The following is a 14,142-nucleotide window of genomic DNA, read 5'->3' as shown; positions in this document are numbered from 1 at the left end:
TATCACCAGCGACGAAAAAGAGAAGTAATATAAAGGGGCCTCGAGGCCCCTTTTCTCATGCCGCCAGCGCCTCAACAACGCTGCTTATGAGATCCCTTATGCCGCCGTCGTTCTGAATAACGGCGTCAGCAATGAAGTCGAAGCGCTCAGAAGCGTGGCCGAATCCAATTCCTCCTCGGCCTTCTAGCTTGATCACGACGCCGCCAAGCCTGCGTACGGCGGCCGCTTCATTTGGAAAGCGACAGTCATCGACGACAACTCGGTCATGTTGAGCGGCACGCGCCTCCCACAGTCCAACCCAGAAGTTCTCACCAATCATGTCTCGGCCGAACTCGGTACCGAGCGCCTGCATGAATTGCCTTGGTGACTTGCCTTGCAGAATATCTGCGGGGACTTCTTTTAACCCGCCCTCAATATGCTCATCAGTTAAGCCTATTGCTCGGCACATGTCCTTGAGGGGACCGGCGAACTTGACGCGGGTGTATCCGTGAAGATCCACTAGGTGGTCAGCCACAGTGCTCTTGCCACTGCCGGCCGCACCGGCAAGGGCGATGACGCGGGGAAAGTTATCGTTTGCTGGCGTCATTAGTAGACCTCAAATGCTGAAGGATCGAAATGGAATGCTGTGACAATGAGTGCAGCTACACCGACGGCCACAAATGCCAGTGGGTAGACATTTGCCGCAACCGCAGCGCCCACGAACGCCATTGTCGCCATTGCAAGCGCAGCGCCCGCTTTCTGATTATTGGTCACTCCACACTCTCCTTGTCGGTTCACTCGCCAAAAGGTCTGTTGCGGTGTGCCCAGCCAGCATATGCGTGCGCACCAGCTCTTCTGATGATCTAATCATTTCAGATTCTTTGTAGGATCGACTGATACCTGCGACGATGGCGCCGCTGTAAAATCCCCATATAAACTTGTTGCGGCAAGCGTTGCGCAGATCATCAATTTCACGGACAGTATAGGCTCGGCTCACTCCACACACTCCTTCTCGCGTACCTTTTCTTTTTTGCGACCCGGATCTTCCGGCCCACTCACCTTGAAGTTGGGATCGAATGCGATCTGCCGGAAGATCGAAATCGGGTCGCTTACCAGGGGACGAAAACGTCGCGCGGCGAATGGAGGGTCTTCGTATCCATAGGTCGGATCAACGCCGCGCTCGACACCCTCGAGTCGCACGCCGATGAACGTGCCATCAACGTAAGTCGTGAACTCTCCGACCCATCGAAGCGTGTAAATCTGCCCCTCTGTCAGCCCTTGCGGTATCGTGACACTCTTGAAAGCAGCATCGATGCAAACGACCTGCTGGCCTACGTGGAAGTTGGTCATGCCGCCTCCTTCATCTCGGCCCGCGTCCGAATAGTCGCCATGATTTCCTTGACCGTCGTCCAAGGCACGACAACATTCCGAGAACACTCATCACCATCCTCGTCCCGGTCGTCGACGTCGAAGCTAAATTCTCCGATGTATGCCGCCTTCGTTGCGCCACTCGGCGTCAGCGCCTCTTGCAGACGCTCCACCTTCCCACGCAGATGATCCAGCGATAGGTCATGGTAGCACTCGTTTGTGAACTCTGGCGCTTGATCTAGGGGTAAAGCGTAGCTGTCGCGGAAAGAGGGATCGTACCGGTTCTTACGGTGGTAATTCTCAATTTCCGCCTCGGTCCAGACACCCGCCTTATCGCGGATGCCAGTATAGCCTTTGTGCTCTGGATTCTCAAAGAGGTCACGCTTCAACAATACGTAGTTCATGCAGCCCTCCCCTCGCTCATGCCCGAAAGCACCCGGTAAAAATTCAAAAACCGGCGTTTGGCTTCGTCCGGCTTCCAGCACTCGATCTTGATACCCAGCGCATGTCCGGTGTCTTCCCACTCCGCAACGCAAGGAGCCATATTCACGCGCTCGTCACCAATGATGCGAGAGTCGACTTCCTTGACGATCGCAGGCATCTCTGCTGGCAATCCAAAGCGCTCGGCAATGACAGACATCAAACGCGCCTCAGCTTCGCTGTAGCCAACCAGGTAAGGTTTAACCGGCCGGGCGATGTCGCGGATGTAAGCTTCCGGCGCATCATGCAGGAGAGCCCACAGACACGTCGACGCAGGTAATCCCAGCGCATAAAGATACTCGGCAAGATGCACCGAATGTTCCGCGACGCTGTAGAAACGTATGCAGTGGCCGTTGTAACGGCACTCCATCGAAAGCGCGTGCGCGATGTCTTCGATGTGGACATCTTCAGCGCGCGGCTCCATGGGCCAGAACTGACCCCCAAGGAACGTTTGTATCCATTCGGTGGTGCGTGTTGCAAAAGCAGGATCGCCGTGATTGACCGGACCACCATAAGCCAAGGCGGCCTTTAGTTGATCATTTGTCAGTCCACCCATAAAACCAACGGAATCCATCATCGCGTTGAAATTTTCTCGACCTTCTTGGATGATCGGAATTGAAAGATCAGCGATAAATCTGGCGTTGTTTGGCGTTAACTTACCTTTCCTCACATCTTCAGATAGCCCATCGAGCAAGCGCTCTTCGGCTGTGGTGGTGCGCGCCTGTTGATGAGCAACAGGCACGTTGTCGTTCGCCGGCATCTCGCCAAACGTCTCCATCACGGCCGTGTCGTATTCGACATAGGCGCGTGCGATGCTATCCCAGTTCCTGGTCATGCTGCACCCGTCGGGGCAGCAGGAAGTGGCATCCAATGGGTTGGTTCGTAATCGGTTCCGGATTGCGTGGTTCCATCCTCGCTAAAGATGGTCCATTCCCATGGCAAATCCCACGCCACAATCAGCATCGGGTATGGCCTGCCGTCGTCATACGCATCCATGCTATACGTAAGTATAGGCGTCCCATCCTTCGGCGCAGTCTCAATCGGTTGCCATTGCATTCTCTCTTCTCCTCTATGGTAGCCACCGCCGCTTGGTGGGCAACGGTGGTGTGGTGTGGTGTGTGGTTAGTCCCAGAAAAGACGGTCCGGGTTTTGGATAAACCACGGCTTCATGCCGAAACCGAAGTCGTGCCGATCGCGCCATGCGTCAGGGATGCCAATTGCGAGGCACGCGACAATGAAAGACAGCGGGGCCAAGACCCACGCAACAGGGCTCCACCATCTCCAAACAAATCCTGCGCCGTCGCCATCGTGGTAAAAGCGGGCCGCCCCACTTGCGCGGATGACCCGCCCAACCATTTTCAGTTTATCACGCATCGGCTTTTCGTGCTTTTTCATGCCGCCGCCCTCCGCTCGGCTGGATCGTTGTCATTCGCCGCTACGCGACCAGACCAGCCGTCGACCATCTCTGGCGACAGCGTCAGGCGCGACACCTCGCCGTGCCTAGACGAGTAGGTGATGACCTTGGCGCTTCGGCCAGACAGCCAACCGCCGTTTGCAGCGTAGGCATCTGGCGCCGCCAGCGTTTCGTGCCGTTCGACCTTCATCAGGTTGGTCGTCTTGAGCTCGTCGGAGTGCAGATGGCCGATGTGGGCGTAGGAGAACTGCGTCCGGCCGTAAACCTCACGGAACTTGCCGGCGAACACCGAATCGACGTTGCCAACGTTTCGACGGTGGCCGTGGTGGACAAAGAGCGATGTCTTGCCGTGCTCGACGACGTAGTAGGTACTGGCCGAGCTATCGACCGTCACTCGCGGCTCGTTGTCGTAGAACGCGGCGAACATCTCGCGCAGCCAAGCGCCGCTGGCCGGATCATGGTTCGCGTCGGCCATGATGATGTGCACGCGCTCGTGCTTCTCCAGCATCATGCGGACGATTCGGCGCAAGGTGCGGATGATGACGCGGACGACCTTCTGGAAGCGGCTGTCGGAGTCGACGATATGGCCGCTGGTCGGCGTCTTGCTCTCCATGCCGTCGTAGTGTGCCAGATCGCCCATCTGTGCCAGAACGCCGGTGTACGACGCGGGCGCGAGTTCGATTGCCGCAGAAAACCAATCGGTCAGCAGCTTCTCGGCAATGGTCAGGTCATAATCAGATCCAGTTTCCTCACGCCATGACAGCATGCCGAAATGCGCGTCGGTAACTGCGTAGAAGTTGAGCAGGTCGACTGAGGCGCGGTGAGTGCGGGCAACCGGCTCAGCGCGCGGAATCGCCTCCTTGAATGCATCCACGGCGGCCTGCATGGCGGCAATCTGGTTGTCTGCATCGGCGGCCGTCTTGATCCACTTGGCGACTTCCCTGCCCTGCCCGTCGACGAGCGCGGACACACCCTTGACCATTTGGCCGGCCGGCAGCTCGAACACCTCGCCCGGCGCCTTGGTCTGCTTGATCCAGGCACCATCATCGCTCTTACTAGCCACGCTTTTGATAGCGAAGCCTGGCAGAACCGGCTTTGTGCCAAGCAGCCCGCGCTCAGCCGCACGATGGATGTATTTGTGAGCCGTTGCATATCCAACACCCATGGCCTTTGCCACGCGCCTGATGCTGTTATGCTCGACATAAAGTCTGCCGGCTTCCGCGATACGGCCCTCCGGCACTCTTTGGTTTGTGGTCATGAACTCTCCTCTAGCTGAAGCCAAAAAAAATGCTTCTGCTGGTAGAAGACCAAGGCAGAAGCAAAAAGTGCTACATCGATTTGGGATTTATTTTTAGGAACGGGTACGCGCAGGCCGGTCGAGAACACGATCAAGCCGCTCATGAACGCTATCCAGGCGATTAGCCACGCCCTCGATGGCGCGCATCAGTTGCACCGTTTGTTCCTGCATCCCGGCTTTTGTGGCAAATGTCTCGGCAACATGCAGCTTGTGCGCATTTAGCTCGAGGAGTGCGAAATCGGCCTTTGCAATCGCAGCGGACGCTTTGTTGTCGGATTGCGTTTTTGCATCTTTGACTTCGCCAATGATCTTCCACCAGATGCCCCAAAGCGCGCCAGACACCATCAAGAAGAAGCCGACAGCAGCCGCAATTTCTGCTGGGGTCATCCGATCAACCCCCGCATGCCAATTATGAAGGACACAACGTGCCAGTGTATTCTGTTCACGGTTTCACCCCGCATAGTTTCTCAAGTTTTTGATTTTCGGCGAGAATGACGATCTTCGTCCCGTCGGTCAGACGATCCTCAATGCTCGGTCGGATCGGGCGCGCAATGTCGCAATAATCACCGCTTGTCGCGCATCCAGCGACCAAGAGCGTCATCAAGATCGCCGCCGCCCAGCTTGCTCGTTTCATCTTCAATTTTCCTGGCTTCGTTGCTGGCCTTGATTCGATCTTCGGCACGGCGAATGGCGGTCGCACTCTGGCCCGACGACCGTCCATAGAGGAACGCACTGGCGACAATCGCCAGTGCTGCTCCAGCGGCTATAAGCCAACCTTTGATGCGGCTAAGCACGCTTCAACTCCAGCCTGCCGCTCTTCCAAAGCCAGAAGCCCGCAGCGGCCATAACGACAACAAGTGCGACTGTTGCAAACGCCCATGGATTCGAAACCGCACCGATAAGGCCAGTCACGAACGTGCCGCCGCCGGCAGTCACAATGGTCTGGACTGTCTTATCCTTGAGAAGCGGCACGTCGTCGGGCTTGGCCTCTTCACCGGCTAAAACCTTGGCCTCTTTCGCAGCAGTGATGCTGTCGAGGAAGTTGCGATAGTAGCCGGCGATGAGGCTGGCCTTGTCGGTACTGACGACGCGTCGAGCGCCGATCGGATCTTCTTTGCCACTACCAAAATAGTCGGACAATTTCCGGCCGGTGAACATGCCTTTGAGCATACCATCGAACAAGATGCGTATAGCGGTTGCGAGTTCAAGCGCCTTCTCTGGCGCGTCGTAGATTCCGAACTTTTTATAGTTCTCAGCGCCCGTGATCTGCGGCAGGCCGCGTCCGCGGAATAGCCACCCATCATTCGGGCGAGTGTTGCCCATTCGTCCGCCATAGACCTTGTTGGCGAGCTTCTGCGGGTTGTTCGCGTAGGGCTGAGCTGCGGCAACAGAGGCAAAACGGGATGGCCAGACCTGTCTTATACGCGCAGCGCTATAGTTTAGATTTTCCTCGACTGGCTGCATCTTGCCGCCGGTCTCATGAAAAACCGTTGCGAGGATATAGGCCAGCTCCCGGTCTGAGACGCTGCGGCGCTTGGCCTCGTCGAGGATGGCATTCGTGCCATCAACCTGCGCCTGCGAAAGACGGCCGCCAAAAGGCGCGCGCCTCGCATAAGCGAAGAACGTTGTGCGGTTCATAGGGTGTCCTGGTGATTTTAGAGAAGCGAGTAGGCACGCGAAAGCGCGCCACCGGTTACGGTTGCGTTCATGTGATCTTCCTTTTGGAGTGGGAACGAAATCTCGAGTCGATTTTACTCTAGGCGCTCATCATCATGATTTGTGCCGCTTCAAGTAAAAATTCAGCAAGGCCTTGTTGACAAATACATCGCTGTGGTTGAGATCAACTCAACTAATTGGTGGGGGATTGCCGTGCACAGACTGCTTGGCCTGGATTTATTGCGCTTTATTACGGCTGTAGCAGTCATGATATTTCACTTAGCGTTCTGGTCATGGGCGATTCCAGGCTCAACGCCCGGGCAGGTTGTTCGCGGTGCTGTTTCCTTCGAAAACCTTGTTGCCTACAGCTGGTGGGGAAAATACGGAGTGGATATATTCTTCGTGATTTCCGGATTTATTATCGCCTATTCTGCGGCGAACAGATCATTGGGCGAGTTTTTCCGGTCACGGTTTTTAAGATTATTTCCAGCCGCCTTCGTCTGCGCAACGTTGACGCTTCTAATTGCAGGTATCATGCAGTTGTGGCCAGAGCCGCAACTTTGGGATCGATACTTTCGATCCATTACTTTCTGGCCGTACGGCCCATGGATCGATGGTGTTTACTGGACCTTAGGGATCGAGATATCTTTCTATCTATTCGTCTCGCTTTTCATCGCGATAAAGCGCTTCACGTGGCTTGAATATGGCACCTGGATTCTCGGCGGCATAAGCGCGGCGTTCATTTTTGCACGCATATTCCTCGCGACTAATTGGGTTGGCGAAATGGGCCTATCAGCGCGAACTGGACAGTTGCTTTTAGTATACCATGGATCTTCGTTCGCGCTCGGCACAACACTATGGTTCCTCTCATCGAAAGGTATCACCCTTCCACGGATCGCCCTTTTGTTGGTTTGCATCTTAAGCTCTTCGTCCAGCATCTATCTTGATGCAAGAGGAATCATCGGAGTAACGAAGATATCCGCATCAGCACTGACGCCTGTACTTGTGTTTCTCGGCGCAATTATTGCTTTAGGGTTGTCAATTTGGTTCGACAAAAGCATTTCTTTACGCATGTCTCCGCGCGTCGCAAACCTTATCCGAACCGCAGGTCTATCTACATATCCGCTTTATCTGATCCATGATGTTGTAGGTGCCTACATGCTGAGACAGTTGGTAAGCGCTGGTCTGAACCAGTATATTGCGCTCGTTACGACAGTAGTGATTGTTGTTGCAGTGTCGATGACCGCGCTACTAGTCGCAGAGGACGCATTGCGAGGTTATCTAGGCCAACGGCTTTGGCGCAAACATAAACATGCCTGACCGCTAGGCGGAGCTTGGCCACTCAAAGGCTGGCAGCTCCGCCAGAAAGTCTTCGATTGTTGGAATGTCACGTTCGCCGGCCTCCACCTTCGAAAGCTCAGTCAGCGCATAAGACCAGACCTGATCTCGCCAAGCGACGAAGGCTTGCGCTTCTTGCGCCCACTGAGGAATCGTCGAGTTGACGTAGCTGGCAAGCGTTGCTCCGCTATCGTACTGTCGTTCTGTTGCCCTGTTGTCCAGCATTGCTTGGGTGGCAACGCGATAGGAATCAACTGACGGCGCTACAGGTGGCGGGACATATTCAACGAACTTCTTCAAGTTTGCGTCCCACTGACGCTGCCCCTGATTGTCAAGGAAATCGCAATATTCCTCGTCGCTGATCTCTATTGCAGTTTCAGGAATAGCCGGATTGCGTTCGTAGCCATCGATTACCTCGACCTCGCCGATTTGCACCGGACTGCCATCTTCGCCAATGAGTAAGGACTCGTCTTCTTTTACATGATAGACGGGCTCTTTTCGCATAATTGGGATGGGCGGGTAGATTGCGTCGTTCGTAAAGCCAACGAAATCGCCTAGATCATCTACAAGAACGAAATTTTGCATCACGCAGCCCCTACCGCTAGCCAGTTTATACGGACGTTGACTGCGCCCGGGTTTGGCCGCACCGACACAGTGGCGCTCGCGGTCGTCAACTCGCCATAGTTAAACATGCCAACAATTCTCCCGGATGAAGTTGACCCCATGTCCCCGTCCAGCGCTTGAACTATGGGCGTACTAGCAAATGCTGCCGGGAACGTAATGACGACGTTGCCGCCTGCCGAAAGCGTCACTACACTACTGCCCATCTGCACCAGCATATTATTGGGCAATTTCCACCATCGTTGTGATCCGCTGCCGCCAGCCGACGCACGGGCATCCGTCCAGACCCCGCTAAGTGCAGTTTGCAGCAACACTATTGTGCCGTCAGAATGTCGCGTGTAGGGAGAAGCCTTATTACCGCTGACGAACCCATGAGTGACCGCTTGGTCTACACCAAGCGCCCCTAACGCAGCACGAGCGTCTGCTGTACTTGCAGCAGTAAATACGTTTCTACCTGCCGCACCCCCACCTAAAGCTGACTGAGCCGCACTCGCCGAATTGGCAGTAAGGAAGGTATTCATGAACGCCTGTATCTGGCGCTGGGTGGGCTGGCCCGCAGCGTCAAAGCCCAGTAGCGATGACGCAGCAGGAGCGAGCGTCGAAAGACCTGGCAAGACACCAGCGCGCAAAAGCCGGATCATCTCGCGTACATCTTGATCAAGCGTCACGTTGTAAGGCGTGAAACCGATAATGTACGCCGCTGCCGTCTGCGCAGGACCCTTATATTGCGTCTCAAGCGTCAACTGGGTTGGCGTAACAGTTTTGATGATTGTCGGAAAGCCGGAGTGCATGCCGAACACGTCGCCTGGCCGGATCGGACCATTGATGCCATCGCCCCATGCGGTCCCCTGACCTGTAACGACAGTGCCGTTGGCGGCAACGGTGGCGGTGCCAGTATTATAGAAGCTATTCGCCATTTTCAGCCTCGACTATTTCTTGCGGCTTAAGCTCGGCCAGCTCAGCTTCCAGCTCCTTCACACGCGCCTCGAGCGCCATGTTGAGCTGTGATAGCTGCGAGCACCGCATGCTTTTGACCTGATAATCGATCTGCAATTCGCGCAGTTGTGCCTCAGCCGACACCATGAAAGGTGCCGACTGTTGTGCCTGATTTGCCATGTGATGATTTCCCTTGACGCGCGATCAGCGTTTCCAGAGGAGGTTTTTGAAGGTGGGACCTGTGAAGGAGAATCTTAACTCATAACCGACAAGCACTTCTGTCTCGACGTACAACTGGTATGTGTTATTCGCCGCAGACGAGAGCGAAGGATCGATTTGATAAGTATCGATAGGACTGGTGGCCGTTTCACCGGTGCCTCCGGTCCCTCCGGACGGCGAAAGGTCTATGTAAGAACTACGATAAACCAAAACACCCGTTGTTGCGTTTCGAATGACAAGTGAAACTCTTCCTCGCGATCCGGCTCCGACGTACAACTGTAACGTTCCAGTAGTCGAAAGCTGAGAGCCAACGCCCGGCGGAACCGTAATTGTGGAAACGGGCCATGTCTGGACAAGCGCTCCGCCCGAGCCGGGGGGCACAGTCCATTGCTGCGAATACGCTGTACAAACACCCGTTGTCGTCTGTGTCACTGCATTAAAATCGAGGTTAGAGGTTCCGACTGTCAGATTGGCAATCTGCGCATTGGTAATCTGAACATCGGTGATCTTTGCCCAAGCAACCCGCAAATTGTCAGCGATAACGACCCCATCCTGAATAATAAATGGCCGCAGGAGCTGGTTGGCCGCCGAGTAGACATAGAACTGCGAAGCAAGGATACCGACGCGGTTTTGACCATTCGAAAGCGCCTCAAGAAAGATCGCCGCGGTTGCACTATTCGCGCCTGCACTGGCTTCTGCCGCAAGCACGACACGCGAAACAGCACCAGATCCCGATGCCTCGGACGATGCTCTAAACAAGCCACTTGCAGAGAATCGGCCTACTTGCGCATTGGTCTGCGTCAGCGCGTTGGCGACAGCCGTAACATCTTCACCAAGCACCGTGACTTGCGTTTGCAGTAGCTGCACAACGTCTGCATTGGCTTTGCCGTCTAGCTCGACAGTTAGCCTTGTCAGCTCCTGCACAATGGCGGAATCTGGCCCGACAGCGGCGTCAATGGCTTGGGTATAGCTTGCTGTTAAACCGCCTGCTGTCACCTTGAGTTCGGTGCGGATGCTTTCACGCTCGATGAAGTTGCCTGCGTCCTGATCGGCAAGCGAGTTCATCAACCGCTGGGCTTCTTCCAGAAGTGAGCGCGTATCGATGAACTCCATCGCATCACGCACCGATTCCGTCACCTCTTCGACAAGGCCGGGGAAATAGATATCCTCTTCGCCAAGAAGGACATTATCAGTGGTAACAACCAGCCAGCTTGACCACTCCATGGGGCGATTATTGCCGGACGCAACATATCTGCCACGCACGCCATATTGCACGTTCGGCAGAAGATTTTGCCCGATATGGATTTCGCCCTTTTCAGGAGTGTCAGTTCGTCCGGTATATATGACGTCAAGAGTCGAGGCCAACCTCACCTCAAAGATGACAGCGTCTATATCCTCCTGATCGCCATCCCATTGCAGCAGGATGCCAGGCCGACGCGCTCCAGATGAGTTGTCTCGAATTGGTTCAGCCCGTGCAGACCAATCAACAATTGGCTGCGGCTGCGGACGAACCACGCCAACCGGGCCATAAACCGGCGTCGTATAATCCGTTGACGGATTCCAATTATAATCGCTCGGATCGACTTCAGTCAGATCGACCACGACATCAAGATTGGCTTTATCGACAATGCCGTCGACTCGAAAGAGCTTCGTCACATAGCCGTTGCGGACTGAGGTCCATTCAACGTAATCACCCGGCTCCAACGTCCAGAAGTGTGGCGGAAGCGAGAACGTATGGCGCCGCGCGCGCTGCGCTTCTTCAAGCGCCGACTTCATCAGACGCTGAACCTGCGTAGGACGATAGACTGCGCCAAGCGATACGTCCGCCATCAGGCGACGATTGCCAGCTTTGATTTCGAGATCAGGACGAAACAGCGATGGCGCTGCCTTAGCGTTCCAGCCCTCGGCGGGATCCGGATACGTGGCCGCAATACCGTTGATCGTGTCGGCCAGACCGAAAAATGGAGTGAAGCTCTGGCTTTCGGTTGAAAGAATGTCGCCATCCGTGAACGAAGCGACCGGCAGATCAGGCGCGCCGAGGCGCATCTTGTATGTGCCGCCCGTTTCGATCAATCGGCCCTGGCACGCAGTCGCAAGGGCTTCGATCGCATCAGCAAGTTGCGCATTGACCTGAATTTCAAGGCCGGACTGATATTGGACTTCGGTTCCACCGCCTGGCGCTGCCACCTGCGCACGACATTTATTGATCTGTGCAATCCAGTCAGCAGCCGGAAGCCGAGCCGACGCCATATTCTGGACGCCATAGAACCATGATCCAGCATACTTGAAGCCAAGTAGCAGATTGTAGACCTGCACGGCGGGTAAATGATCGCCGTCCCCACCCCATGTCGCAGGATCGGCAAGCCGCTGCGTGCCATTTCCGCCGACAGAGCTGTCTAGCGAAGGATCATAGAGCTTCGCGCCGACCAGTTCGAATTTGTACTGAGGAAAGCCCGTGAACAGCTCTTCATGAATGCGCGCTGTGCAGATGACATAGGAAACGCCATATCCCACGCGCGTCGACTGGTATGGACGCTCTGCCGACGAAACACGGCTGGTCAGGAAGTTGTCAGCCTGCGTCTGTGTGCCGTCGTAAAACTTGACCCAAAGATAATCCTTGCCGTCCTTACGATACTCCTGAACAGGCACGCCATATTCTGCGTGCGACTGATCAGGCAACAGCGTGCAAGGTTCACCGTTTATCCAGACAGTGCCGAGACCTTGCGTCGGCAAGTCAGAGAGCGCAATGACCTGCGTAAAGTAGGCATTCGGCGTTTTGCCAGCATTGCCCCACGTGTTGGCATAGACGAGCGAACCAGCCGTTGCTGTACGTCCTAGAATAAACGAACGCGCAACGTCGCCGCCTGATTGCAGCTGGCCTTGCACCGAAAAAGATGGCTTGTCTGGCTTGCCTGCAATGGCGCTGGCGAGAAGGTTGAGGCCAATTCCCGCAGCTGTTTGCAGTAGGAATGCGCCAGCAGCAAAGGTTCCAATCGTCCACGACGAAATGGCAGTGAACGCCGCAGCGATCCCGGTAAAAATAGCCATCGATGTTTCCTGAAAACCTTACGGCCTTATGCGGCCAGTCGCTTCACGTAATGGCACTCGGCGGCATAATAGCCGCGGCGCTCATAGAACTTGCCAATTGCGGGGTTGCCGCCCAGACCGACCATGTGGGCCAGAGCGCAGCCCCTGCCCTTTGCCCATGTCTCGAAAGCGTCGATCATTGCAGCCGCGTGTCTGCCGCCACGATGGCCAGGCTCAATCCAAAGCATAATTTCCGAGGCAATACGAACAGGGTTAAATGTGTGCGGACCTGCATGCGCCAGAAGTGCACCGACAATCTTGCCGTCTCTCTCAAGAACGAGGCAGAGTGCATCACCGCCTGCGATGCAGGCCGAGATGACAGATGAACAATGGACCGCATTGTATGGAAAAGGATGGCCCGCGCTTTCGTGAAAGACCTTGGCCATCGCCATGACGCGGTGCTTGTCCTGGACGGTGGCGAGCCTGATCATCGCGACACCGTTTTTTGTAGGTTCGTAGGTGTTGGTGGCGCGGCTTTTACAGAAGCGATCTTGCCGCTCTTCCGACCCCAAAAAAACTCTGTCTCACCAACCGTCGCAACGTCCTGAAAGAAATTGTCCGACGCGTTGCGCAAGCGCTGACTGGCGTCAGACCGCGTATCAGGATTAGAGCGGGACATTTCCTGCGTATGAGAAACGCAAGTCAGCGTGATCGAGCCTTCGCCACCTTCTTCTGGTGTGTGGATATCAACGCTATCGACGAAGCCAACGAAGCGGCACAAGGCCAAAGCCGCAAGCTGGCGCGTCTCTGTCGAGAAGAGGCCGCGATAGACCTCAACCCGCGCTTGCTGGAGATCATAGCCGCGAACAATGTTCTCGACTTCCGGCAGGATTTGCGACATCTCAACCGTGACGTTCTGTGTCGAGATGCTTGACGTCGCGATAATATCGCTGACCTGAATAAGCGTGCCGGAGCCTTCGAAATTGCGCGTAACGGCGAGGCCGGTATCAGGGTTAAGCATTGGCGCGGACACATCACCAACGCCCGACCAAAAACCATACTGAAATGGTGCGCCAGCAGCATCGCGCGCCACTAGCCAAAGGAAGTCACGCGCCACCAGAAGCCGTTGCGATAGCGCGGCTTGGTTTTCGCTTGAGATATTGCGCATATTATCTGGCCTCTATGGCATCAAAGCTGATTGTGCCGCGCCCCGTCGCAAGATCCGCTGTTGACGAGATCGAGCCTGGCACGATGGCCATCAAACAGCGCGGACGAAGAACAGACACCGGCTGACCAACCGCAGCCAATGGCCAAAGGTGCGGGCGAATTTCAAAGAGAGGGGTTACGCCAGATGCATTGGCGGTCGCATTCTCGACAACGCGGTGAAGGTCATGTGCGCCAATCTGGATCAGGTCGCCTTCCTGCAAGCGAAAGCCTGCCGGTAAATCATCGACCGTCAGCGACTTGCGGTTTGCACCGAGCGAAGCCACTGCGCCCAAACCCGAAAACGAAGCAGGCGTCCACGAACCGCGCGGATAGGCTATTGGATAGCAGCGCGCCAGGTGACGACCATAAAACAGACGCCCGCCCTCTTCCAACGCGTCGAGGCGAGCGCGCCATCTGTCTAAATCATTCGGACGCAAGCTGACGGTCTGATATGAAGCGACCCAAAGCGGGTCGCCAATGTCTTTCACATATATCCGCCCGCTCGTACTGCCACTGCGCTCCTGGCGCCGCTTGATGTCGAACGCAGTAGACCATCCCGGCCAGTCGGCCAGGATGTCGAGGATTTCAGGAAGAGCCATTC

At 55.6% G+C, this 14,142-nt stretch carries 19 protein-coding genes; 1 reads left to right on the top strand and 18 read right to left on the bottom strand.

Annotated elements, in window-relative coordinates:
- Positions 1 to 55: 55 nt before the first annotated feature.
- The 11 genes from IE151_RS01270 to IE151_RS01220 form a co-directional block, all read right to left on the bottom strand.
- Entirely contained in the window at positions 56 to 586 is a 531-nt protein-coding gene (locus tag IE151_RS01270) for a deoxynucleotide monophosphate kinase family protein (protein ID WP_189487017.1), read from the bottom strand.
- The gene (locus IE151_RS01265) at positions 586 to 753 is read right to left on the bottom strand and encodes a hypothetical protein (RefSeq protein WP_189487014.1); all 168 of its coding nucleotides are present in this window, start codon (positions 751 to 753) and stop codon (positions 586 to 588) included. Before IE151_RS01265 ends, IE151_RS01270 begins: the two co-directional genes overlap by 1 nt.
- A gap of 219 nt (positions 754 to 972) precedes the next feature.
- Positions 973 to 1,329 (bottom strand): CAP-Gly domain protein, encoded by a 357-nt coding sequence (locus IE151_RS01260; protein ID WP_189487011.1) that lies wholly within the window; start codon positions 1,327 to 1,329, stop codon positions 973 to 975.
- The gene (locus IE151_RS01255) at positions 1,326 to 1,751 is read right to left on the bottom strand and encodes a hypothetical protein (RefSeq protein WP_189487009.1); all 426 of its coding nucleotides are present in this window, start codon (positions 1,749 to 1,751) and stop codon (positions 1,326 to 1,328) included. The genes IE151_RS01260 and IE151_RS01255 overlap by 4 nt, the downstream gene beginning before the upstream one ends.
- Complete coding sequence (locus IE151_RS01250) at positions 1,748 to 2,662, bottom strand: hypothetical protein (RefSeq protein ID WP_244636559.1); 915 nt, start codon at positions 2,660 to 2,662, stop codon at positions 1,748 to 1,750. Before IE151_RS01250 ends, IE151_RS01255 begins: the two co-directional genes overlap by 4 nt.
- Positions 2,659 to 2,883: a DUF551 domain-containing protein gene (locus tag IE151_RS01245; protein ID WP_189487006.1), complete on the bottom strand. Its 225-nt coding sequence runs from the start codon at positions 2,881 to 2,883 to the stop codon at positions 2,659 to 2,661. Before IE151_RS01245 ends, IE151_RS01250 begins: the two co-directional genes overlap by 4 nt.
- Before the next feature lie 66 nt (positions 2,884 to 2,949).
- The gene (locus IE151_RS01240) at positions 2,950 to 3,222 is read right to left on the bottom strand and encodes a hypothetical protein (protein WP_189487003.1); all 273 of its coding nucleotides are present in this window, start codon (positions 3,220 to 3,222) and stop codon (positions 2,950 to 2,952) included.
- On the bottom strand, positions 3,219 to 4,499 hold the full coding sequence (locus IE151_RS01235; RefSeq protein WP_189487001.1) for an oxidoreductase: 1,281 nt from the start codon (positions 4,497 to 4,499) through the stop codon (positions 3,219 to 3,221). Before IE151_RS01235 ends, IE151_RS01240 begins: the two co-directional genes overlap by 4 nt.
- Positions 4,500 to 4,592: 93 nt before the next feature.
- Positions 4,593 to 4,925 carry a hypothetical protein gene (locus tag IE151_RS01230; protein WP_189486998.1) on the bottom strand — a complete coding sequence of 111 codons (333 nt, stop codon included), beginning with the start codon at positions 4,923 to 4,925 and terminating at the stop codon, positions 4,593 to 4,595.
- Positions 4,926 to 5,101: 176 nt separating this feature from the next.
- Positions 5,102 to 5,332 (bottom strand): hypothetical protein, encoded by a 231-nt coding sequence (locus IE151_RS01225; RefSeq protein ID WP_189486995.1) that lies wholly within the window; start codon positions 5,330 to 5,332, stop codon positions 5,102 to 5,104.
- Entirely contained in the window at positions 5,325 to 6,176 is an 852-nt protein-coding gene (locus IE151_RS01220) for a chitinase (RefSeq protein WP_189486992.1), read from the bottom strand. The genes IE151_RS01225 and IE151_RS01220 overlap by 8 nt, the downstream gene beginning before the upstream one ends.
- A gap of 141 nt (positions 6,177 to 6,317) precedes the next feature.
- Between IE151_RS01220 and IE151_RS01215 the strand changes: the two genes are divergently transcribed.
- Positions 6,318 to 7,514, top strand: a complete 1,197-nt coding sequence (locus IE151_RS01215) for an acyltransferase family protein (protein WP_189486990.1) — start codon at positions 6,318 to 6,320, stop codon at positions 7,512 to 7,514.
- Between the two features lie 3 nt (positions 7,515 to 7,517).
- Here IE151_RS01215 and IE151_RS01210 read toward each other — a convergent pair whose 3' ends face one another.
- The 7 genes from IE151_RS01210 to IE151_RS01180 are packed head-to-tail and all read right to left on the bottom strand — an operon-like array spanning position 7,518 to position 14,140.
- Positions 7,518 to 8,117: a hypothetical protein gene (locus tag IE151_RS01210; protein WP_189486987.1), complete on the bottom strand. Its 600-nt coding sequence runs from the start codon at positions 8,115 to 8,117 to the stop codon at positions 7,518 to 7,520.
- On the bottom strand, positions 8,117 to 9,070 hold the full coding sequence (locus IE151_RS01205; RefSeq protein WP_189486986.1) for a gp53-like domain-containing protein: 954 nt from the start codon (positions 9,068 to 9,070) through the stop codon (positions 8,117 to 8,119). Before IE151_RS01205 ends, IE151_RS01210 begins: the two co-directional genes overlap by 1 nt.
- Positions 9,060 to 9,269: a hypothetical protein gene (locus IE151_RS01200; RefSeq protein ID WP_189486985.1), complete on the bottom strand. Its 210-nt coding sequence runs from the start codon at positions 9,267 to 9,269 to the stop codon at positions 9,060 to 9,062. The genes IE151_RS01205 and IE151_RS01200 overlap by 11 nt, the downstream gene beginning before the upstream one ends.
- Before the next feature lie 24 nt (positions 9,270 to 9,293).
- Entirely contained in the window at positions 9,294 to 12,356 is a 3,063-nt protein-coding gene (locus IE151_RS01195) for a phage tail protein (RefSeq protein WP_189486984.1), read from the bottom strand.
- Positions 12,357 to 12,382: 26 nt separating this feature from the next.
- Positions 12,383 to 12,826, bottom strand: coding sequence for a GNAT family N-acetyltransferase (locus IE151_RS01190; protein WP_189486983.1), 444 nt, complete (start codon positions 12,824 to 12,826; stop codon positions 12,383 to 12,385).
- Complete coding sequence (locus IE151_RS01185; protein WP_189486982.1) at positions 12,823 to 13,503, bottom strand: hypothetical protein; 681 nt, start codon at positions 13,501 to 13,503, stop codon at positions 12,823 to 12,825. The genes IE151_RS01190 and IE151_RS01185 overlap by 4 nt, the downstream gene beginning before the upstream one ends.
- A gap of 1 nt (position 13,504) precedes the next feature.
- Entirely contained in the window at positions 13,505 to 14,140 is a 636-nt protein-coding gene (locus IE151_RS01180; protein ID WP_189486981.1) for a hypothetical protein, read from the bottom strand.
- Between the last annotated feature and the right edge of the window lie 2 nt (positions 14,141 to 14,142).

This window comes from Limoniibacter endophyticus (assembly GCF_014652835.1).
Taxonomy (GTDB): Bacteria; Pseudomonadota; Alphaproteobacteria; order Rhizobiales; family Rhizobiaceae; genus Limoniibacter; species Limoniibacter endophyticus.
Note: the sequence above shows the minus strand (reverse complement) of the source record. Positions and strands in the feature narration are given on the sequence as shown.

Excerpts from the sequence above, each read along its gene's own strand:
- IE151_RS01270 (WP_189487017.1), bottom strand. The coding sequence starts at position 586 with ATGACGCCAGCAAACGATAACTTTCCCCGCGTCATCGCCCTTGCCGGT.
- IE151_RS01260 (WP_189487011.1), bottom strand. The coding sequence starts at position 1,329 with ATGACCAACTTCCACGTAGGCCAGCAGGTCGTTTGCATCGATGCTGCT.
- IE151_RS01255 (WP_189487009.1), bottom strand. The coding sequence starts at position 1,751 with ATGAACTACGTATTGTTGAAGCGTGACCTCTTTGAGAATCCAGAGCAC.
- IE151_RS01250 (WP_244636559.1), bottom strand. The coding sequence starts at position 2,662 with ATGACCAGGAACTGGGATAGCATCGCACGCGCCTATGTCGAATACGAC.
- IE151_RS01245 (WP_189487006.1), bottom strand. The coding sequence starts at position 2,883 with ATGCAATGGCAACCGATTGAGACTGCGCCGAAGGATGGGACGCCTATA.
- IE151_RS01240 (WP_189487003.1), bottom strand. The coding sequence starts at position 3,222 with ATGAAAAAGCACGAAAAGCCGATGCGTGATAAACTGAAAATGGTTGGG.
- IE151_RS01235 (WP_189487001.1), bottom strand. The coding sequence starts at position 4,499 with ATGACCACAAACCAAAGAGTGCCGGAGGGCCGTATCGCGGAAGCCGGC.
- IE151_RS01230 (WP_189486998.1), bottom strand. The coding sequence starts at position 4,925 with ATGACCCCAGCAGAAATTGCGGCTGCTGTCGGCTTCTTCTTGATGGTG.
- IE151_RS01220 (WP_189486992.1), bottom strand. The coding sequence starts at position 6,176 with ATGAACCGCACAACGTTCTTCGCTTATGCGAGGCGCGCGCCTTTTGGC.
- IE151_RS01210 (WP_189486987.1), bottom strand. The coding sequence starts at position 8,117 with ATGCAAAATTTCGTTCTTGTAGATGATCTAGGCGATTTCGTTGGCTTT.
- IE151_RS01205 (WP_189486986.1), bottom strand. The coding sequence starts at position 9,070 with ATGGCGAATAGCTTCTATAATACTGGCACCGCCACCGTTGCCGCCAAC.
- IE151_RS01200 (WP_189486985.1), bottom strand. The coding sequence starts at position 9,269 with ATGGCAAATCAGGCACAACAGTCGGCACCTTTCATGGTGTCGGCTGAG.
- IE151_RS01195 (WP_189486984.1), bottom strand. The coding sequence starts at position 12,356 with ATGGCTATTTTTACCGGGATCGCTGCGGCGTTCACTGCCATTTCGTCG.
- IE151_RS01190 (WP_189486983.1), bottom strand. The coding sequence starts at position 12,826 with ATGATCAGGCTCGCCACCGTCCAGGACAAGCACCGCGTCATGGCGATG.
- IE151_RS01185 (WP_189486982.1), bottom strand. The coding sequence starts at position 13,503 with ATGCGCAATATCTCAAGCGAAAACCAAGCCGCGCTATCGCAACGGCTT.
- IE151_RS01180 (WP_189486981.1), bottom strand. The coding sequence starts at position 14,140 with ATGGCTCTTCCTGAAATCCTCGACATCCTGGCCGACTGGCCGGGATGG.